The sequence below is a fragment of the Jidongwangia harbinensis genome, assembly GCF_020216025.1.
In the GTDB taxonomy this organism is placed as follows: domain Bacteria; phylum Actinomycetota; class Actinomycetes; order Mycobacteriales; family Micromonosporaceae; genus Actinoplanes; species Actinoplanes harbinensis.
In genome coordinates this window covers 32160-52378 of the sequence record NZ_JAIWNC010000038.1, presented here as the reverse complement: position 1 = coordinate 52378, position 20219 = coordinate 32160, and the positions used below count along the sequence as shown (strand labels likewise).

The following is a 20219-nucleotide window of genomic DNA, read 5'->3' as shown; positions in this document are numbered from 1 at the left end:
CGCATGCCCGTCGCGGTCGTCACCGACTCCACCGCGTACCTGCCGGCCGAGCTGAGCGGCACGTATGACCTGACCGTCGTGCCCCTCACCGTGGTGGTCAACGGTGCCGAAGGGCTCGAGGGCGAGGAGATCTCCCCGGCCGAGGTGGCCCGCGCACTCGGCGCGCGGCGGGTCGCGGTCAGCACCTCGCGGCCGGCACCCCACCAGTTCGTCCAGGCGTACCGCCGGCTCCTCGACGCCGGCGCCGACGGCATCGTGTCCGTGCACATCTCGGCCCGCCTGTCCGGCACGTTCGAGGCCGCCGAACTCGCCGCCGCCGAGATCGGGCCGCAGGTCGCCGTGGTGGACAGCCAGACCACCGGGATGGGGCTGGGCTTCGCGGCACTGGCCGCCACCACGGTGGCCGCCAAGGGCGCCACCCTGGCCGAGGTACGCCGGGCCGCCGCCGACCACTCCGCCCAGGTCAGCACGCTGTTCTACGTGGACACGCTGGAGTTCCTGCGCCGCGGCGGAAGGATCGGGGCGGCGTCCGCGCTGCTCGGCACCGCGCTGTCGGTCAAGCCGATCCTGCACGTGGTGGACGGCTCGATCGTGGTGCGCGACAAGGTCCGCACCGCGGGCCGCGCGCTGGCCCGGCTGGTCGACCTCGCGGTCGAGGCGTCCGGCACCGGTGACGTCGACATCGCGGTGCACCACCTCGGCGCGCCGGACCGGGCCGCCGCCCTGGCCGACGCGGTGACCATGCGCCTGGGCGACCGGCTGCGGGACTGCTACATCACCGAGATCGGCGCCGTGGTGGCGGCACATGTGGGCCCCGGCGTCGCCGCCGTCGTGGTGCACCGGCGGGCGGGCTAACCCGCGACGCCCGGCCACCTCGCGGCACCCCAGCGGGGCGGGTTCAGGTCGGGGACCGGCGCCAGCTCCGCCCGGAGCTCTGCCCACGGCACGATCCGCTCACCCATCCGCACCTCGTCGGCCAGCGGCAGCAACGTCGGCGCGTCCTTGGCCCACACCGCACGGGTACGCCAGCCGTCCCGCTCCGAACCGGTCACCTGCAGCGGCGCGGCGTCGTCGCCCAGCACCCGGGCCTGCCGGGTGTACTCGGCCACCGCCAGCACCGCCGCCGCGCGCTGCACGCAGCCGTGCAGCGGATGCCCCGGCGGCGCCGCGTACGGCACCGTCCGGCCGTGCTCGTCGCTCACGTACGCCATCGGGGTGAGCGCCCGCGGCGACGCCTCGAACGCCTGCTCGCACCGGCCGAACACGGCACTCAGATGCGCACTGCCGTCCGCCGCGACGATCAGCGTGCCGCGTTCCGGCGCGAACGCCACCGGTACGCCGCCCACCTGGTCCGCGAGCCGCGCCAGCCAGCCGGGCAGCAGCAGGTGCGACGTCCAGTACGCGTTCCCGTCGTCGACGAACTGCACCACCACCGGCTCCGTCGCCACGCCCTGCAACACCGCACCGGACAGGTTGGCCCGGGCCGCGGCGAACACCGCGTCCGCGTCGACGTCCCAGACGGTGAGCTGGTCGGCCGCCACGTACGTCATCGTGTCCGGCTGGTCCACCACCACGTACTCGGCCAGGTAGGGCAGGGCCGGCCGGCACAGCGGCGCACTGACCTCCGCGGTCGGCGCCGGCGTCGCGCCACGCAGCACCGGGCGCAACAGCGGACGCACCTCGGCCCAGCTCCCGGGCAGCCCCGGGGCACGCAGAAAGCCGGACACGAACGAGTCCACCTGGGCCCGCCGCTCCCGCCGGCTACCCGACCGCCGCGCCAGCAGCCCGTCCAGCGGCAGCACCGTGGGCACGTCGTCACCCTCGGCGGTGAACCGGACCGTGAACGCCGTCGCGTCGTACCGCGCGTCGCTCACACCGGCCCGCCGCAGCCTCCGGATGACCTGACTGCCCAGGCGTGCGCGGGCGACCCTGCGCACCAAGCCCACGGCTGGCCCCTCTCTGCCGGCCGCCGACCTTATCGCAGCGCGCGCCGACCCTGCACGACCCGTGCGTCCAGGTCTTCGTCCTCCGTGACGGTGGACTGCAGTCCCACGGACCGTACCGCCGCCGTCGCGGCCGCCACCTGCGCCGCCGTGATCTCGGACAGCAGGACGCCGCCCGGCGCCAGCCACCGCGGTGCGCCGGCCACCACCGCGCGGAAGACGTCCAGCCCGTCGCCGCCGCCGTCCAGCGCGGTCCGCGGCTCGTGCAGCCGGGCCTCCGCGGGCAGCAGCGGGAGGTGATCGGTCGCGACGTACGGCACATTCGCGATCAGGACGTCGATGCGCCCGCGCAGCGTGGCCGGCAGCGCGTCGAACAGGTCACCCTGGTAGACCCGGTCGCCCAGGTTGTCGCGGGCGCAGGCGACCGCCACCGGGTCCACATCGGCGGCGTGCACCTCGGCGGTGGGCACCTGGCGCAGCAGGGCCAGGGCGAGCGCCCCGGAACCGCAGCACAGATCGACCACCACTACCGGCCGCTCGTCGCCCGCGGGTGTGGCGCTCGGGGATGTGGCGTTCGCGGGTGTGGCGCTTGGGGGTGTGGCGTTTGCGGGTGTGGCGCTTGGGGGTGTGGCGTTTGCGGGTGTGGCGCTTGGGGGTGTGGCGTTTGCGGGTGTGGCGCTTGGGGGTGTGGCGTTCGCGGGTGTGGCGCTTGGGGGTGTGGCGCTCGTGCGACGTGCGGCCTGGCGGCGCTGCTCCCCGCGGTGTCGGCCCGGTGCTGCCTGCCGGGCGGCGAGGCGGACCAGCAGGTCACTGCGCACCCGGGGCACGAAGACGCCGGGGCGCAGGCGGACTCGTACCCCGCAGAAATCGGCGTGGCCCACCACCTGCTCCAGCGGCTCCCCGGCGGCGCGCCTCGCCACCAGCGCCCGCAGCGCGGCGGCGTCGGCTGCCGCGGCGACCAGCACCGCCGCCTCGTCCTCGGCGAAGACACAGCCGGCGGCGCGCAGGCTGACGGTGGCGGAGGACACGGCCTCGGCGGAGATGGGCACGCACATTGCTATCACGCGGGCGGTCTGGGGCGGACGTTGTCCACAGTGCGCGGCTGTCCACAGGGCGGGCGCGGGGGAGCGCCGAGGTGCCTAGGTTCGGCCGGGTGCGAGATGACGAAGAGGCGGTCAGTGTGCGGCTGCGGTCGGTGCTCGAGGGGGTGAGCCGGTCCGCGCCGGTCCCGGCGGCGGTCGGCGGGCTGTTCGCCGACCAGACGCCGTTGGCCTGGTCGGATGTGGTCACCACGTGGCCGGACGACGCCGATCTCGATCCCGACCGGGTGGTCCCTCCCATCGACGACGACCCGGCCTTGCCGGGTGCCCCTGTACTGCCGGGCAGTCGTGGTCCTGCGCTGCTGGGTGGGGGTGCGCTGCTGGGTGGTGGTGCGCTGGGTGGTGATGGTGGTGGTGGTGGTGGTGGTGCGCTGCCGGGTGGGGGTGCGCTGCCGGGTGGTGGTGGTCTTGGCGGGCCGGGTGGGGGTGGTGCTGCGGGGTCGGATGGTGGCTTGGTGGGGATGGATTCCGGCCTGGGGCAGTCGGGCGCCGAAGTGGCGGCCGGGGATCGGTTGATCCGTCCGGTCGATCCCTCGGCCTGGGCGGCCCGGCGTGAGCCGTGGGCACCAGCGCCCGTGTCCGGGGCTGGGCCGGGGCCGGGGTTCGGGTCTGAGTTGCAGTTCGGGTCGGGGTCGGGGTCGGGGCGGGGGTCCGGGTCCGAGTTCGGGGTCGGGTCGGGATTGGGGCTCGGGTCCGGGTCGGGGCTCGGGTCGGTGGTCTCGACGGCGCCGGCAGCCGACGCGACCCGGCCCGTCGACCCGTCGCCCGCCGTGGTCAGCAGCGCCGGGGCGTTCGGCTCCGGCCGGCTGGGGCTGTTCGATCCCGGCCGCCGTGGAGTCCGGGCGCTCGCCGCGGTGGCCGTGGCGGTGGTGCTGGTCGCCGCGTTCCTGGCCTGGCGCGCCCGCCCGCACGTCGACCCGGTCGCGGCGCCGCCCGCCGGCCCGGCGACCGGGCCGGTGCCCGGCGCCGCCGCGGCCGATCTCTCGGGTCCGGCGGCAATCGCGGGCCCGGACGGGAACATCGGTCCAAGGGCCTCGGCGGGTCCGGCTGCCGAGGTGGTCGTGTCGGTCGGCGGCAAGGTCGCCCGGCCCGGCCTGATCCGGTTGCCCGCGGGCAGCCGGGTCGCCGACGCCATCGCCGCAGCGGGCGGAGCCCGACCCGGCACCGACGCGGCGCTGCTGAATCTGGCCCGCAAGGTCGTCGACGGCGAGCAGATCCTGGTCGGCGTGGCCGCCCCGCCCGGGGCCGCCCAGCCCGGTGCGGGCGCGCCCGGTGCCGCCGCGGCGGGCGCGGCACCCGGAGGCGTGCCGGCCGGCCCGGTCAACCTGAACATCGCCACCATCGCCGAACTCGACTCGCTGCCCGGGGTCGGGCCCGTGCTCGCCCAGCGGATCCTGGACGCCCGCACCACCCGGGGCGGCTTCCGGGCGGTCACCGATCTGCGCCAGGTGGAGGGCATCGGCGCGGCACGGTATGAGCAGCTCAAAGATCTGGTGACGGTGTGAGTGGGGCCGAGGCGGTTCGGGCCCGGCCACCCGATCTGCGGCTCGCCGGTTTCGCGGTGGCCGTCTGGCTGTCCGCCCTCGCCGCCCTGTACCTGTCCGCGCGTACCGGCCTGCTCGTGGGCGCCGTCGCGCTGACCCTGGCGTCCGCCCTGGCGGCCCGCCTGCGTCACGCCGTGCGGTGGATCGCCGTCACGTTGCTCCTGGGCGCGGGGTGCGGCGCGGTCGCCACCGCCGCGCGGGTAGCGGTGCGCGACGCCGGTCCGCTCGCCGCCCTGGTCGACGCGGGCGCGACCGTGCGGGCGGAGGTGGTGCTCCGGGACGACCCGCGGGCGCTGTCGGGTGCCGCCGGCCGGCCGGTGACGTACCTGGCCGCCGTCGATCTCACGACGGTGCGCGGCGACGATCCACCCACGGTGTTGCGCATGGACGTCCGGGCGCTGGTGCTCGGTGCCGATCCGCTCTGGGGCACTGTCCTGCCGGGGCAGCGGGCCACGGTCTCCGCCCGGCTGCTCGCCCCGCGCGGCGGGGACCTGCGATCGGCCGTGCTGTCGGTACGTGAGCGGCCGGTGTTGCACGGCCGGTCCTCGTGGGCCCAGCGCGCGGCGGGCTCACTGCGCGCCGGGCTGCAACGCGCGTGCGAGCCGCTGCCGGACGCCGCCGGCGGCCTGCTGCCGGGTCTGGTGGTCGGCGACACCAGCCGGCTGGACCCGGCCCTGGAGGAGGACTTCCGGGCGACCGGCATGACCCACCTGAACGCGGTCAGTGGCGCGAACGTGGCGATCGTGCTGGGCGTGGTGCTGTTCGCGGTGCGCCGGGCGCGGGCCGGGCCGGTGCTCACCGCGCTGGTCTGCGCGCTCGCGCTGGCCGGTTTCGTGATTCTGGCCCGGCCCTCGCCCAGCGTGGTGCGTGCCGCCGCGATGGGTGCGATCGGTCTGCTCGGGCTGGCGGCCGGGCGACCCCGGGCGGCGCTGCCCGCGCTCGCCGCCGGTGTGGTCGTGCTCGTTGTCGTCGACCCGGAGCTGGCCGGCGACGCCGGGTTCGCGTTGTCCGTGCTGGCCACGTCCGGTCTGTTGCTGCTTGCGCCGCGCTGGCGGGACGGGCTGCGGCGGCGGGGCTGGCCGGCCGGTGCCGCCGAGGCGCTCGCGGTCCCGGCCGCCGCGCAGGTCGCGTGCGGGCCGGTGGTCGCCGGGCTGTCCGGCTCGGTGAGCCTGGTGGCGGTGCCGGCCAACCTGCTCGCGGTGCCGGCGATCGCCCCGGCCACGCTGCTGGGCGTCGCGGCGGCGGGGCTGTCGCCGGTCTGGCCGGGCGGCGCGGAGTTCGCGGCCTGGCTGGGCCACTGGCCTGCGCGGTGGCTGGTGCTGGTGGCGACGACCGGCGCGCGGGTGCCGGCCGGTGCGGTGCCGTGGCCGGGCGGCGTGGCCGGTGCCGTGCTGCTCGGCGTGATCACCGTGGCGTTGCTGGTGGCGGCCCGGCGTCCGGTGGTCCGGAAACTGGTGGCCGTGGTGGCGCTCGGGGGCGTGCTCGGCGCGTTGCCGGTGCGGCTGCTGGCGTCCGGCTGGCCGCCGCCGCGCTGGCTGGTGGTGGCGTGCGCGGTGGGGCAGGGCGATGCCGTCGTGCTGCCGGCCGGTGCGGGGCGGGCGGTCGTGGTGGACGCCGGGCCGGAACCCGCGGCCGTGGACCGGTGCCTGCGCCGGCTCGGCGTACGGCACATCGTGCTCTTCGTGGTCAGCCACTTCCACGTGGACCACATCGGCGGCGTGGACGGGGTGTTCCGGGGACGTCACGTGGCGGCGGTGGTGACGCCGGACTGGCCGGAGCCGCCGGCCGGCCGTGCGGCGGTGGCTGCCCGGGCGGCGGCCGGACGGGTGCCGATGCGTCCGGCCGGTCCGGGGTGGCGGTACGCCGCCGGAGGTCTGGACCTGACGGTGCTCGGCCCGGCGGAGCCGGCGCGCGGCACCCGGTCGGACGTCAACAACAACTCGCTGGTGCTCCGGGCCCGGGTCGACGGCCGGACCGTGCTGCTGGCCGGGGACGCGGAGACGGAGGAGCAGGAGGCGATCCTGCGGGTCTCCGGAGCGGCGGCGCTGCGGGCGGACGTCCTCAAGGTCGCGCACCACGGCAGCGCGTTCCAGGAACCGGGGTTCGTCGACGCGGTCGACCCGGCGGTGGCCCTGGTGTCGGTCGGTGCCGGCAACGACTACGGGCACCCGAACGCCGCCCTGCTGGCGCGGCTGGTGCGGGGCGGGGCACGGGTGCTGCGTACCGACGTGGGGGGTGATCTGGCCGCGGTCACGGACGGTTCCGGCCTGGCGGTGGTGGCCCGCGGAAACGGCGGAGCTTCATGATTCCGGTAAAACGTGCATTTCAGTCTGGAAAACTCCGACTCGAGGAGCCGACGACCAGAACGGGGGGAGCGGGCGTCATGGTGGCGGTGCTGCGGCGGATCAGGATCAGCGTGCGCATGGTGGCCGCAATGACCGTGTTGCTGGTGCTGCTCGTGGGCATCGTGGTGTTCGGGCTGTCCGCGATCGGCAGCCTGCGGCGGAGCACCGAGACGGTGGGCACGTACAACACCGCCACCCGGCTGGCCATGCAGGTCAAGTTCCGGTCCGCGGACTTCAACGGCTGGCAGACCGCGTACGCGTTCGACGTGGCCCGGGAGGTCCCGGACGCCGCCGCCGAGACCGCCACGGGCCGGGTCGCCTTCCTCGCCGCGGCCGAGTCTTTCCGCACCGAGCTGGCCGCGCTGGGTCAGGCCCGGCTCACCGAGACCCAGCGCCAGCAGCTGGCCGAGGCCAGCGCGCTGTTCGACCGGTTCATGAGCCTCGACGAGCGGATCGCCGGCGACTACCGCAGCGGCGACCCGGCCCGGATCGCGACCGCGCACGGCCTGGTGGCCAACGAGGAGATCGAGATCTTCAACCAGATCGCCGCCGAGATCGACGAAGTGGTGACGTCCGTGGACGCCTCGGCCGCCCGGGCCATCGCCGACGCGGAGTCGGCCGCCGCCCGGGCCAGCACCGTGATTGTCACGGCCGGGGTGGTGGCGGTGCTGGTCGGCGCCCTGCTGGCGGTGCTGCTGATCCGTTCGATCATCAAGCCGCTCCGCGCGCTCAATCACCGTCTCGCCGAGATCGCGGACGGCGACGGCGACCTGACCCAGCGGATCACCGACGGTGCCCGGGACGAGCTGGCGAGCGCGGCCGCCGGGTTCAACCGCTTCGCCGACCGGATGCAGCGGCTGGTCGCCGACGTGGCCACCAGCGCACAGGAGGTGGCCGACTCCGCGGGCCGGCTGCAGTCGGTCAGCGTGCAACTGGCCGCGGGCGCCGAGGAGACCAGCGTGCAGGCCGGGGTGGTCAGCACCAGCGCCGAGGAGGTGTCGGCCATCGTCTCCACCATGGCCGCCTCCGCCGAGGAGATGACCGCCTCCATCGCGGAGATCTCCCGCAGCGCCACCGAGGCGTCCCGGGTCGCGCAGAGCGGCGTCCAGGCGTCCGACGCCGCCAACTCCACCATCACCCGCCTGGGCGCGTCGTCGGACGAGATCCAGTCGGTGGTCAAGTTGATCACCGCGATCGCCCAGCAGACCAACCTGCTCGCGTTGAACGCCACCATCGAGGCGGCCCGGGCCGGCGAGGCGGGCAAGGGCTTCGCGGTGGTGGCCGGCGAAGTCAAGGACCTGGCTCAGCAGACCGCCACCGCGACCGAGTCCATCGCCCGGCAGATCGAGGCCATCCGGTCCGGCAGCGACGAGGCGGTCCAGGCGATCGGCCGGATCGGCGGCGTGGTCACCGCGATCAACGACCTGCAACTCGCCATCGCCTCGGCGATCGAGGAACAGACCGCGACGACCAGCGAGATGAGCCGCAACGTGGGTGAGACCGCGGTGGGTGCCGGCGAGATCGCGTCCAACATCCACGGCGTGGCGGAGACCGCGCAGGAGACCAGTACGGCCGCGCAGAGCACCAGCTCCACCGCCGCCGACCTGACCCGGGCATCGGCGGACCTGCACGAGCTGGTCTCGTCGTTCCGCTACTGAGCGCGGTCAGGACAGCGCGACCCGGACCCCGTTCGAGAACGGCGAGTCGTGCAGCTCGACGGCGGTCAGCTTGGTGGACTTCGGTACGTCGAAGATGATCCGCCCCCGCACCTGGTTGCCCGGGTTGATCTCGTTCAGGAACGTGGTGCTGTCCTCGTTGGCGTAGATCTCCGCGGCCGTGTCGTTGGAGTATTCCGTGCCGCTGCTGTCGAAGGTCTTCTGTGCCGAGCCGTCGAACATCTGCGCCTCGTCACCGATGCGCGGAACCCGACCGTCCCGACGAGTTGCCGCAACCGTTGTATGTGGACACTGAAGGTGCTGTCGCACGGGATCTACAACGGACTCGGCCGAGCCCGGCCGGACGCTTCGCCCGGACGGCCGACACGCCCGGGGTCGGCTGTTGGGTGGATTCAGCACGACCGATACGTGCAGATGTGCGCGGCCTCACACCGGCGCCGATGGGTGCACAACCGACCTGATCGAGAACCATCCTGCGCTGGAGCGCATCCTGGCGTACCAATATGTCTGGTTTCGCGTTCCTCGTGGAGAGGGCGGCGCGAAGGAGTGAGCCATGTCGGCATATCCGGATAGCGTGCGACGATATCCGGCGTGAACAGCGCGACACCTGCCCCGTTGCTGCTCGTCCAAGGCGACGAGGAGTTGTTGGCCGCCCGGGCGATCTCCGCCGCGGTCGACGCGGCCAAGGCGGCCGAGCCCGGAGCGGACGTCCGCGAGTACGAAGCGTCGGCGCTCGCTGCGGGCGAGGTGGCCGAGATGCTCAGCCCGTCCCTGTTCGGCGGGCGGCGGGTGCTGGTCATCCGCAGCGGGCAGGACGCCCGCAAGGACCTGGTGACGGCGCTGCTGGCGTACGCGAAGAATCCCGACCCCGACGTCAACCTGATCGTCGCCCACCCGGGCGGCGCGAAAGGCAAGGCCTTCGCCGACGGCCTGCGTGCGGCCGGCGCGACCGTGGTGGCCGTGCCGAAACTCAAGGGCGACCGGGAGCGGATCGCGTTCGTCCGGGACGAGTTCCGCCGGCACGGCGGGCGGTGCGACGACGCCGCCGCGTCCGCGCTGCTCGCCGCGGTGGGTAACGACCTGCGGGAGATCGCGGCCGCCTGCTCGCAACTGCTCGCGGACACCGACGGCAAGATCACCGAGGCGGTGGTGGCCCGGTACTACAAGGGTCGCGCCGAGGTGACCGGCTTCACTGTGGCGGACGCCGCGATGGTGGGGGACGTGCCCGGCGCGCTGGAGGCATTGCGGTGGGCGCTGCACGTCGGCGTCGACCCGGTGCCGATCGCCGACGCCATCGCCGACGGTGTGCGCACCGTCGCGCGGGTGGCCTCGGCCGGGCGCGGTAACCCGTACCAGATGGCCAGTTCTCTCGGCATGCCCGCGTGGAAGATCCAGAAAGCGCAGGAACGCAGCCGCGGATGGACCCCGGAGGGCCTGGTCGACGCCATGCGCGCCGCCGCCGACTGCAACGCGGCGGTCAAGGGCGGCGCCGAGGACCGGGGGTACGCCCTCGAGCAGGCCGTTTTCGCGGTCGCCGCCGCCCGGCACGGCGGAGGTGCCCGATGAGCCGCATGATCCGTTCCCGGCGTGCCCCGGTCGCCCGTGACCAGCCGATGTACGCGCGCCTGCTCCGGCTGCGGCACCTGGCACCGAGCGGGTTCCTGTGCTTCGTCTTCCTCGAGGGCGCGGTGGTGCTCGGCATCCTGCTCGCGCTGGCCGAGTTGGTGAGCTGGTGGGGCGTGCTGGTGCTGCCGCTGACGGTCGCGCTGATGGTCAAACTGAACGACGTGGTGGCGGGCGCCCTGACCCGTCCGGCGTCACCCGTCGCGACGGCCGGTGGACCGATCGCGCCCGCGCCACGTGACGCGCCGGTGCTGCGGCCGGCGGTCGCCGCCGACTGGATGGACGACGTCGCGCTGGGCCGGGCGCGCACGGTCGACTTGCGCAATTCGGACAACCGGGTGACTCGGCAGATCCCGGCGGTGTCGGCGGTGGACGCGAGCGCTCTGAACGGGCCCCCCGGACCGCGCAACTGGAACGAGGACTACGACCTGCGCGAGCAGCGGGCCCGGCAGTCGGCGTCGCGCCGATACGAGTAGCCGGTCCGGCCGCGCCGCGCACCGTCCCGCCACCGTTGTCCGCTCGGGACGGCCCGTGTCGATCTCCGGTGCGGAGCGCACCACGGTTCCACACGCCCGATCCGTCCCGGGCTTCCGCGTGGATTCGTGGTCCCGAGCGCGCCCAGACTCCACACACGCGAGCGGAGGACCCCCCTGACGGCCCGTGGCACGGGGAATCAGCCTGCGGCGGGGAGGAGAGCAGCCGGCGGCAGGGAGGAGAGCAGCCTGCGGCAGGGGAGAAGCGGCCCGCGGGAGGGGAGAAGCGGCCCGCGGGAGGGGAGAAGCGGCCCGCGGGAGGGGAGAAGCGGCCCGCGGCAGAGAGGACCGCCGTGGAACGACGGCCGGGCACCGCCATGGACCCGGAGGTCCGGCGATGCCCGGAATGAGGTCTATGACCCGCGCCGTCGACCAGCCGATGAGACGCCCCCGTCGGCGGGCGCAGATGCGGCAGTAGTCAGGCGGACAGCGAGGCGACCCGCTTGGCGATGGCCGACTTGCGGTTCGCCGCCTGGTTCTTGTGGATGACGCCCTTGCTGACGGCCTTGTCGAGCTTGCGCGAGGCGTCGCGCAGCAGAGCGGTCGCGGCCTCGTTGTCGCCGGCTTCGCTGGCCTCGTTGAGCTTGCGGATCACGGTCTTCAGCGACGACTTGACCGACTTGTTGCGCAGCCGGGCCTTCTCGTTCTGCCGGTTGCGCTTGATCTGGGACTTGATGTTCGCCACGCGACAGCCTTGTCCTGACTCGTTTCGGATATTGCCTGCGGATGGTGCCCGAATGGTGGTCGTCCCGGTCGGCTTCCGGCTTGTGCATCCGGTGGTACTCAGCAGACAGCGACGCGTCACCACACGCGAGGAATTAGACTACCAGCACGGCTTCCGAGCCGCCAAAACGGCTCGGTCCACCGGGCCCCGGGCCGTCACCCCGGACCGTCACTCCAGGCCGCCGGTCTAGGCGGCACCCCCCCGGGCCGCCGGTCCAGGCCGTCACCCCGGCCCGCGGGCCCAGCCGCGGCGGTCGGCCAGCCAGGCCAGAGCCTGCTCGCCGCTGAACCGGTGATGCTGGCGACTGTGCGGCGAGGCACTGCCGGTCCCGCCGGCCGCCCGCACCAGCCAGTACCCGCCGAGCGCCGCCAGCGCCGCGTCCACGCCCTCGTCCGGGGCCTGCCAGGGTGCCAGCCGGGCGTCTGCGTCCAGGCCGCTGGCGTACGCGCTGACCAGCAGCGTCACGGTGTCGAACCAGGGTGCGCCGAGGCACGGCCAGGCCCAGTCGCAGAGCCAGGCGGCACCGGCCTCGTCGATCAGCACGTTGTCCACCCGCAGGTCGCCGTGCAGCATGCCGTCGCCGGTGACGGACCCGGGCAGCGCCCGTTCCAGGGCGGCCAGCTCGCCGATCCGCGCGGCGACCCAGGCCGGTGCGTGCGGTAGCGGTTCCCGGCCCGCCGCGATCTCGGTCCACCAGGCGAACTCCTCGGCCGCGATCTCGGACAGCGGCGGCAGGCCGGCCGCCACCAGGCCGGGCGCCGGCCGGGCCAGCGCGCCGGCCGCGACGGACCAGGCGTCCAGTGCTGCGTCCAGGTCGGCCGGGGACCAGGGCAGCGCCGGCACGTGCCCGTCGACCGCGTCCAGGCAGAGTACGAAGTATCCGGCCTCCGCGAGGGTCCAGCGTGGACGCGCGGCGCGCACGGCGGCGGGCAGCGCGTCGGTCAGCGCGGCCTCCCGGGCGTACCAGTGTGCCGTCGGATCGTCCAGCGGTGCGGCCTTGACGAACACGCGCTCGCCGGACCCGGTCTGCAGTACCGCGGCGAAGGCGCGGGTGAATCCGCCTCCGGCGCTGGTCGCGGACGTGACCGGCGCGCCCAGCCGGGCCGCGACGGCGGAGCGGACCGCGGCGGGCAGTTCGGTCCAGCCCGGCCGTACGGCGGTGGCACCGTACGGCACCTCGGGCAGCGAGACGGCGCGCATGACTCCATCCTGCCGTCCGCGATTCTGTCGTACCCCACTGGCAGGATCCTCGCCATGAGAACCGACGACTTCTGGGCGGTCATCGACCGGGCGACCGCGGACCGGCCGGCCTCGCCCGACGAGGTGGCGAAACGGGCCGCGGCCGAGCTGGCGGCGCACGATCCGGAGGAGATCGTCGCGTGGGGCCGGCATCTCGACAAGGTCATGGCCGCCTCCGGCAAGGAGGACCTGTGGGCCGCGGCCTACCTGATCAACGGCGGCTGTTCGGACGAGGGTTTCGACTCGTTCCGCGGCTGGCTCGTGGCGCACGGGCGTGACGTGGTGGCGCGGTCGGTGCGCGAGCCCGATTCGCTGGCCGACCTGCCCGCGGTCCGCAGCGCGGCGACGACCGGCGCGGTGTTCGAGGCCGAGGCCGTGCTGTCCATCGCGGCGGAGGCCTATGCGCAGGCCACCGGCGGCGACGCGTTACCCGAGCGGGAGGCGCCGGTGCCGCGACCGGATCCGGCGATGCTGTGGGACTTCGACGACGAGGAGGAGATGCAGCGCCGCCTGCCCCGGTTGTCCGCGCTGTTCCTGGCGCCGCCGGATTGACTGGGGCCCGGGAACCGACACGGGAATACGGTGGAGGCGGCGCAGGGGGATCGGCAGACTCGGTTCCATGAGTCTTCAGGAGCAGACCAGCGAGGCAGCCGGCGGCGTCCCGCACGGCGCGGTGGCGTCGGTGAACAGCAGCGAGGCGTACACCTTCAGCAAGCCGCAGCGGGACGAGATCGTGCTGGTGGCGGGGATCGGCGTCGACGGGGACACGCACGCGGGGGTGAACGTCCGGCACCGCAGCCGGGTGCGCGCCGACCCGTCCCAGCCGAATCTGCGCCAGGTCCACTTCATCCAGCGGGAGTTGTTCGACGAGGTGGCGGACCACGGCTTCGAGGTGGCGCCCGGTCAGCTCGGGGAGAACGTCACCACCGACGGGCTCGACCTGCTGGCGCTGCCCCGGGGCACGGTGCTGCGTTTCGGGACCGCGGGCGCGGCGGAGCGGCCGGCCGGGGCCGGGCCGGCGCCGGCCGAGGTGGTCGCGGACGTCGTCGCGGCGGCGCGGGGCGCCACCCTCGACCAGGCCACGGCGGGTGCCGTGGACGCGCTCGTGGCGGCCGTGGACCGGGAGACCGGGGACGACCCCCGTCCGGCGGTGGTGCTCACCGGCCTGCGCAACCCGTGCGCGCAGATCGACCGGTTCTCCGACGGGCTGCTCGGCCGGGTCGCCTATCGCGACGCGGACGGGGTGTTCGTCCGCAAGGCGGGCATCATGGGAGTGGTGCTGCGCGGCGGGCCGGTCCGCCGCGGTGACCCGATCACCGCCGAACTGCCTCCGGAGCCGCATCTGCCGCTGGAGCGGGTGTGATCCGAACGCTTGCCGGCGGCGTGGGACGATAGGGGCCGGCCGGTGTGACGCCGGCCGGCGCGGACGCCCGTGCGGACGCGACGTACACCGCCCGGTGAAGCGCAGACCGACACCGGCCTGGGACCGACAGACCCAGCTTGAGAAGAACGGACGACCGTGCCTGGACCGCTCGACCCCGGCGTGAACATCATCGGAGCGACCGATCCCAGTCGCATCCGGAACTTCTGCATCATCGCGCACATCGACCACGGCAAGTCCACGCTGGCCGACCGCATGCTGCAGATCACCGGGGTGGTGGACCCGCGGCAGATGCGCGCCCAGTACCTCGACCGGATGGACATCGAGCGTGAGCGCGGCATCACGATCAAGTCCCAGGCCGTGCGCATGCCGTGGGTGATCCGCGAGGGCGAGGGCCAGGGCAACACCGCGGTCCTCAACATGATCGACACCCCGGGGCACGTCGACTTCACCTACGAGGTGTCCCGCAGCCTCGCCGCCTGCGAGGGCGCGGTCCTGCTGGTCGACGCGGCGCAGGGCATCGAGGCGCAGACGCTGGCGAACCTCTATCTCGCGATGGAGAACGACCTGCACGTCATCCCGGTCCTCAACAAGATCGACCTGCCGGCCGCGCAGCCGGAGAAGTACGCCGAGGAACTCGCCAAGCTGATCGGCGTGGAGCCGTCCGACGTGCTCCGCGTCTCCGGCAAGACCGGCGAGGGCGTGGGCCACCTGCTGGACGAGATCGTCCGGCAGTTCCAGCCGCCGGTGGGCCAGGCCGACGGCCCCGCCCGCGCGATGATCTTCGACTCGGTGTACGACGTCTACCGCGGCGTGGTCACCTACGTCCGGGTCATCGACGGCCGCATCGAGGCCCGCGACAAGATCAAGATGATGTCCACCGGTGCCGTGCACGAGCTGCTGGAGATCGGCGTCGTCTCGCCCGAGATGGAGAAGGCCGGCGCGCTCGGCGTGGGCGAGGTCGGCTACCTGATCACCGGTGTGAAGGACGTCCGGCAGTCCCGGGTCGGCGACACCGTCACCGGCCACGCCCGGCCGGCCAAGGAAGCGCTCGGCGGCTACTCCGACCCCAAGCCGATGGTGTATTCCGGCCTTTACCCGATCGACGGCTCGGACTACCCGGCGCTGCGCGACGCCCTCGACAAGCTCCAGCTCAACGACGCCTCCCTCACCTACGAGCCGGAGACGTCCGCGGCCCTGGGCTTCGGGTTCCGCTGCGGCTTCCTCGGCCTGCTGCACCTGGAGATCATTGGGGAGCGCCTCGAGCGCGAGTTCAACCTCGACCTGATCTCGACCGCGCCGAACGTGGTCTACCGCGTCTTCACCGAGGACGCCGCCGAGTTCGTCGTCACCAACCCCAGCGAGTTCCCGACCGGCAAGATCGCCGAGATCCACGAGCCGGTGGTCCGCGCCACGGTCCTGGTCCCCAACGAGTACGTGGGCGCCGTCATGGAGCTTTGCCAGGGCCGCCGCGGCCAGCTGCTCGGCATGGAGTACCTGTCGACGGAACGGGTGGAACTGCGCTACACCCTGCCGCTCGGCGAGATCATCTTCGACTTCTTCGACCAGCTCAAGAGCAAGACCAAGGGGTACGCCTCCCTGGACTACGAGCCGTCCGGCGAGCAGGTCGCCGACCTGGTGAAGGTGGACATCCTGCTGCACGGCGAGCCGGTCGACGCGTTCAGTGCCATCGTGCACAAGGACAAGGCCTACGCGTACGGCACCACGATCGCGGCCAAGCTGCAGAAGCTGATCCCGCGGCAGCAGTTCGAGGTGCCCATCCAGGCGGCGATCGGCAGCCGGATCATCGCCCGGGAAACCATCCGCGCGATCCGCAAGGACGTGCTCGCCAAGTGCTACGGCGGTGACATCAGCCGGAAGCGCAAGCTGCTCGAGAAGCAGAAGGAAGGCAAGAAGCGGATGAAGATGGTGGGGCGGGTCGAGGTTCCGCAGGAGGCCTTCATCGCGGCCCTGTCCACCTCGGATTCTCCCGACACCAAGGGCGCCGCCAAGAAGTAGCATTTTCCCTGGTCACCGGCGTAGCGCTGGACCACGGTGCACCGGCGGAGGCGGCTCCGGCGGGGCACCGACGGGGTACCTCGCAGAAAAGGTCGGTTTGGCTTTCCGATCGCTCGGGCAATTGCGTTGTCGACGGACGCAACAAGTGCTCCACCCCGAGGAGGATGGCCAAATGACTGTTACCGGCATCGTGATGGCGCTCATCGTCGGTCTGATCATCGGCGCGCTCGGCCGACTGGTCGTACCCGGCAAGCAGAACATTCCGATCTGGCTGACGATGGTGATCGGTGTCGTCGCCGCGTTGCTGGGCACCGTGCTGGCCCGCGCCTTCGGCGTGGAGAGCACCGGGGGCATCGACTGGATCGAACTGCTCTTCCAGGTCGTGCTCGCGGCGATCGGTGTCGCTCTGGTGGTCGGCATCTCCGGCCGCCGTGGCGTGACCCGCTGACCTCAGGCACTGCCTGCAGGAACCGCACTGCCATAGCACGCGAGGCGCCGGACCCACACGGGTCCGGCGCCTTCGTGTCGTCTGCCGGCGGAAGCCGCCGCGGTCAGTAGCGGAACTTGTGCTGGGCGCTGCGGCGGTTGACCCAGGCGGGAAGTTCGTCCACGTGCTCGACCGCCGGCTGCTGCTCGTCCGGTACGTACCGGTTGGTGACGTCCCGCATGGTCACCACGAAGCCCTGCACCAGGCGGTCCTCGCGCAGGTCCCGGTACGTCGCCTCGACCAGCACGTGGGTCCCGTCCGGCCGTTGCAGGGCGCAGTACACCACCCCGTCGCCCTGGTTCAGCAGCGCCTGGCGTACCTGGACGCGGTCGTCGGACTGCACCAGGTCGGAGAGCGTGGCCAGCGGCGGCAGCTCGTGCATGCCGATCAGGGTGCGCAGCGCGGGGCTGGCGTACCGGACCCGCTGGTCCTCGTCGATGACCAGCATGATGTCGGCGGTGTTCCGGATCACGGCACGCAGGTACAGGTCGCTGTCGCGGCGTCCGACCGCCTCCACCAGGGAGATCCGGTCCAGGGCCAGCGCGGCCTGACCGGCCAGCACCTCCAGGGCGTCCCGGGTGGCGGCCAGCATGTCGAGGCGCCCGACCAGGGCCAGGGCGCCGCCACTGGGACGGGCCACGGCGAGCGGTTCGAGCCACAGCGGGCAGATCAGCGTCGCCTCGTCGGAGTGCGGGCCGGGCGCCCACCAGCTGCGCGCGCTCCGGTCGGCGTCGCCGCTGGGCAGCGCCTCCAGGGCCAGCTGCCGGTCGTCGGTGGCGAAGATGATCCGCCGTACCGCCTGGGCCGGCATGAGCTGGCCGATCGCGGCGCGGACCGCCTCGTCCACGGCCGGCAGGTCGGCCGCGGAGACCAGGGCCGCGGTGGCCTCGCGCAGCCCGCGTTCGCGGGTCAGTGCCTGGCTGCTCTGTGCCACCGAGTCGGCGAGCCGGGTGAACGTCAGCATCAGGGTGAGCCCGCCGGCGACCGCGATCACCACGCCGTCCCGGACCGAGCCGGTCACCGCCTCGATCATCAGCACGAGCGGCGGCGTGGCCACCGACACCGCCAGCAGCACCGCGGAGCGTCCGCGCCACGGTGCGGTGCGGGCGGGCATCGGTTCGGTGAGGCGGGCCATCGACGGGTGCAGGGCGGCGGCGCCCCAGGCCAGGTAGAGCACGACGTAGCCGGATTCGGTGAGCGGGCCGGGCGCCAGCGGGTACGTCACGTCGCCGATCAGCATGCCGACCGCGCCGAGGGTGAGCAGGGCGGCGGACCGGTTGCCGCGGCTGGCGAGGGTGAGCCGTGCACCGACGCCGACCATGAGCAGGTCGCCGATGACGTCGGCGGCCGAGATCCGGCCCAGCTGGCCGCCGTCACCGATGACGAAGACCCACACCACCAGCATCGTGGCGCAGGCGAACGCGAGGATGTCGATGAGCCGGGCCCGGTCGACCAGGATGGCGCCGCTGCGGGTGAACTGCAGCATGCTGGACACCACCAGCACGAACATGGCGTAGTAGCAGAGGTCGGCGCCGGTGCTCTCGCCGGTCGCGTAGAACACGTCTCCGGCGGCCAGCGTGCCGACCGCTCCGCCCAGCAGCAGCCAGGGTCCGGTCCGGGCGGGCCGGTAGCGGTGGACGCCGACGAGGATGGCGACTGCGCTGACGGTTCCGAACAGGATCCACTCGATGGCCTCCGACACGCCCTAACTAGTACCAGTGCCGTTGCTGTCTGTCCATGTCGATGTATACGCAGCGCTATGACCTGGGAGGGTTCTTTCCCACTACGGAGAGCAAGATGAAGGTGAACATGAATCGCTTGCCACTGACCGTCATGGTCATCAATCTCGACGTCAGCTGAATACTTCGGCGACGACCCGGCGCTCGCCCGCCACCCGGTCGCCGGTTACCGGCTGCCACTTGCCGTTCGTGGCCTGCCACTCAAGGTCAGCAAAACGTACCCGTTCGAGTCCGTTGTTCCGGGCGTGCGCGACGAGCCAGTGCGCGTACCGCCAGCCGGCCTTCCGATCGGTGACCGCGACGGTCAGACCGGCCGCCTCGGCCGCCGGGTCGGGCAGCCCCTTGCCCCAGTCGAGGCGCAGGCCCTCGGCCAGCGCGGCCGCCGCGGCCGCGCCGCGCAGCGCCGGCTTCCCGCTCACCGTGCAGGCCACCGCGCCGGTCGCGCGGCCGGTCAGCGCCCGGGCCAGCACCGCGGACTCGTCCGCCCACTTCTCGTACGCGTTCGGGTACGCCGACCGCTGCACCTGCTGGGCGGCGTCGGTGATCCGCATCTTCTGGTACCCCTTCACCTTCTTCAGGGCACCGTAGAACCGGGCCGACGCGTACCGCGGGTCGCGGATCTTCTCCGCCGTGCCCCAGCCCTGGCTGGGCCGTTGCTGGAACAGCCCGACCGAGTCCCGGTCGCCGTGCGAGATGTTCTCCAGTTTGGACTCCTGGAGTGCGGTGGCGAGGGCGATCACCACGGCCCGTTCCGGCATCTTGCGGCGCACGCCCACCGCCGCGATGGTGGCGGCGTTGGCCATCTGCACGGAGTCCAGTGTGACCTCACCGTCCGCGCGGACCGTGCACTCCGGCCCGAGGCTGGGCAGCTTGATCGATTCGGTCAGTGAGTTGAGCGCCACCCCGATGATGCCCAGCGCGCCGACGAGGGCCAGCAGCACGACCACGACGATCGGCTTTCTCCCCACCGCGCGCACCCCTTTCCGTCGGACGTCAAGCGTAGGCCCTCGGCCGCGCCCCTTGGGGGTAGCCGACGGCGGGTCAACGATCGGGCGCGGGACGTGTCACTGCGGGATCCAGTTCGCCGGCCGCTTCTCCCGGAAGGCCGCCACCCCCTCGCGCCCCTCGGCCGAGCGGAAGTAGCCGGCCGACGTCGCCGAGAGGTCCGCCAGATCGGCCCGGACCGTGTCCCGCGGGCGGCGGCGCAGCAGCTGCTTGGTGCCGGCCAGGGCCTGCGGTCCGCCACGCACCAGCGAGTCGCAGTAGCCGGCGACGGTGGCGTCCAGCCGGTCGGACGGCACCGCGGCGGTCACCAGGCCGATCTCGGCCGCGCGGATGCCGTTGAAGCCGTCCCCGGTCAGGTACAGCTCGGCCGCCGCGCGGGCCTGCAGACGGGGCAGCACGGTCGCGCTGATCACCGCCGGGATCACCCCGAGCCGCACCTCGGAGAAGGCGAAGGTGGCGTCCCGCGTACACACGGCGAGGTCGGCGGCGGCGATCAGGCCGAGCCCACCGGCGCGGGCCGGGCCGGCGATCCGGGCGAGCACCGGCTTCGGGAACTCCCAGATCGCGGCCAGCACGTCGGCCAGCATCTCGGCCGGGACCCGGCCGTCGGCGCGGGCCGCGGCGGTCTCCTTCAGGTCGGCGCCGGAACAGAACACCGGACCGGTGTGGGACAGCACCACGACCCGGACGGCGGGATCGGTCAGCGCCCCGGCCAGCGCCGCCAGCAACTCCCGCATCAGCGGCGTGGACAGGGCGTTGCGGTTCGCCGGGCTGTCCAGCGTCACGGTGGTCACCCCGGCGGCGGTGGCGGTACGGACCAGCTCCATGCCGGAACCCTAACGGTGGCAGGGCACACTTGAC

At 73.3% G+C, this 20219-nt stretch carries 19 protein-coding genes; 11 read left to right on the top strand and 8 right to left on the bottom strand.

Features of this window, described 5'->3' with window-relative positions:
• Positions 1-3: 3 nt before the first annotated feature.
• The gene (locus tag LDL48_RS34320; RefSeq protein ID WP_225259299.1) at positions 4-855 is read left to right on the top strand and encodes a DegV family protein; all 852 of its coding nucleotides are present in this window, start codon (positions 4-6) and stop codon (positions 853-855) included.
• On the opposite strand, the gene LDL48_RS34315 is transcribed toward LDL48_RS34320, so the two are convergent.
• On the bottom strand, positions 852-1874 hold the full coding sequence (locus LDL48_RS34315) for a hypothetical protein (protein WP_225259298.1): 1023 nt from the start codon (positions 1872-1874) through the stop codon (positions 852-854). The two genes, LDL48_RS34320 and LDL48_RS34315, sit on opposite strands and share 4 nt — an antisense overlap.
• Positions 1875-1975: 101 nt before the next feature.
• Complete coding sequence (locus LDL48_RS34310; protein WP_225259297.1) at positions 1976-2992, bottom strand: methyltransferase; 1017 nt, start codon at positions 2990-2992, stop codon at positions 1976-1978.
• 315 nt (positions 2993-3307) lie between these two features.
• On the opposite strand from LDL48_RS34310, the gene LDL48_RS34305 reads away from it, so the two are divergent.
• The 4 genes from LDL48_RS34305 (at position 3308) to LDL48_RS34290 (ending at position 8590) form a co-directional block, all read left to right on the top strand.
• Positions 3308-3559, top strand: coding sequence for a hypothetical protein (locus LDL48_RS34305; RefSeq protein WP_225259296.1), 252 nt, complete (start codon positions 3308-3310; stop codon positions 3557-3559).
• Between the two features lie 164 nt (positions 3560-3723).
• Positions 3724-4548: a ComEA family DNA-binding protein gene (locus LDL48_RS34300; protein WP_372472258.1), complete on the top strand. Its 825-nt coding sequence runs from the start codon at positions 3724-3726 to the stop codon at positions 4546-4548.
• Complete coding sequence (locus tag LDL48_RS34295) at positions 4545-6893, top strand: ComEC/Rec2 family competence protein (protein WP_225259295.1); 2349 nt, start codon at positions 4545-4547, stop codon at positions 6891-6893. Before LDL48_RS34300 ends, LDL48_RS34295 begins: the two co-directional genes overlap by 4 nt.
• A gap of 128 nt (positions 6894-7021) precedes the next feature.
• Positions 7022-8590, top strand: coding sequence for a methyl-accepting chemotaxis protein (locus LDL48_RS34290; protein ID WP_225259294.1), 1569 nt, complete (start codon positions 7022-7024; stop codon positions 8588-8590).
• 6 nt (positions 8591-8596) lie between these two features.
• Here LDL48_RS34290 and LDL48_RS44760 read toward each other — a convergent pair whose 3' ends face one another.
• Positions 8597-8917 (bottom strand): DUF4352 domain-containing protein, encoded by a 321-nt coding sequence (locus tag LDL48_RS44760; protein ID WP_372472257.1) that lies wholly within the window; start codon positions 8915-8917, stop codon positions 8597-8599.
• A 282-nt stretch (positions 8918-9199) separates the two neighbouring features.
• On the opposite strand from LDL48_RS44760, the gene holA reads away from it, so the two are divergent.
• Positions 9200-10174: a DNA polymerase III subunit delta gene (holA, locus tag LDL48_RS34280; protein WP_372472256.1), complete on the top strand. Its 975-nt coding sequence runs from the start codon at positions 9200-9202 to the stop codon at positions 10172-10174.
• Positions 10171-10707 (top strand): hypothetical protein, encoded by a 537-nt coding sequence (locus LDL48_RS34275; protein ID WP_225259293.1) that lies wholly within the window; start codon positions 10171-10173, stop codon positions 10705-10707. The genes holA and LDL48_RS34275 overlap by 4 nt, the downstream gene beginning before the upstream one ends.
• Positions 10708-11182: 475 nt before the next feature.
• Here the strand turns inward: LDL48_RS34275 and rpsT are convergent, their stop codons facing one another.
• Together rpsT and LDL48_RS34265 are read right to left on the bottom strand one after the other, a co-directional pair.
• The gene (gene rpsT / locus LDL48_RS34270; protein ID WP_225259292.1) at positions 11183-11449 is read right to left on the bottom strand and encodes a 30S ribosomal protein S20; all 267 of its coding nucleotides are present in this window, start codon (positions 11447-11449) and stop codon (positions 11183-11185) included.
• A 261-nt stretch (positions 11450-11710) separates the two neighbouring features.
• The gene (locus LDL48_RS34265; protein ID WP_225259291.1) at positions 11711-12688 is read right to left on the bottom strand and encodes a phosphotransferase family protein; all 978 of its coding nucleotides are present in this window, start codon (positions 12686-12688) and stop codon (positions 11711-11713) included.
• Between the two features lie 54 nt (positions 12689-12742).
• On the opposite strand from LDL48_RS34265, the gene LDL48_RS34260 reads away from it, so the two are divergent.
• From LDL48_RS34260 to LDL48_RS34245, 4 genes are all read left to right on the top strand, one after another.
• On the top strand, positions 12743-13279 hold the full coding sequence (locus LDL48_RS34260) for a DUF4240 domain-containing protein (protein ID WP_225259290.1): 537 nt from the start codon (positions 12743-12745) through the stop codon (positions 13277-13279).
• 67 nt (positions 13280-13346) lie between these two features.
• Positions 13347-14090 carry an MOSC domain-containing protein gene (locus LDL48_RS34255; protein ID WP_225259289.1) on the top strand — a complete coding sequence of 248 codons (744 nt, stop codon included), beginning with the start codon at positions 13347-13349 and terminating at the stop codon, positions 14088-14090.
• A gap of 156 nt (positions 14091-14246) precedes the next feature.
• The gene (gene lepA / locus LDL48_RS34250; protein ID WP_225259288.1) at positions 14247-16127 is read left to right on the top strand and encodes a translation elongation factor 4; all 1881 of its coding nucleotides are present in this window, start codon (positions 14247-14249) and stop codon (positions 16125-16127) included.
• A gap of 172 nt (positions 16128-16299) precedes the next feature.
• A complete protein-coding gene (locus tag LDL48_RS34245; protein ID WP_225259287.1) occupies positions 16300-16575 on the top strand; it encodes a GlsB/YeaQ/YmgE family stress response membrane protein in 276 nt (91 codons plus the stop codon).
• Positions 16576-16678: 103 nt separating this feature from the next.
• Here the strand turns inward: LDL48_RS34245 and LDL48_RS34240 are convergent, their stop codons facing one another.
• The 3 genes from LDL48_RS34240 to LDL48_RS34230 form a co-directional block, all read right to left on the bottom strand.
• The gene (locus tag LDL48_RS34240) at positions 16679-18316 is read right to left on the bottom strand and encodes a PAS domain S-box protein (protein WP_225259286.1); all 1638 of its coding nucleotides are present in this window, start codon (positions 18314-18316) and stop codon (positions 16679-16681) included.
• A 150-nt stretch (positions 18317-18466) separates the two neighbouring features.
• Positions 18467-19321 (bottom strand): hypothetical protein, encoded by an 855-nt coding sequence (locus LDL48_RS34235; protein ID WP_225259285.1) that lies wholly within the window; start codon positions 19319-19321, stop codon positions 18467-18469.
• 96 nt (positions 19322-19417) lie between these two features.
• Positions 19418-20185 carry an enoyl-CoA hydratase-related protein gene (locus LDL48_RS34230; RefSeq protein ID WP_225259284.1) on the bottom strand — a complete coding sequence of 256 codons (768 nt, stop codon included), beginning with the start codon at positions 20183-20185 and terminating at the stop codon, positions 19418-19420.
• Positions 20186-20219 lie beyond the last annotated feature (34 nt).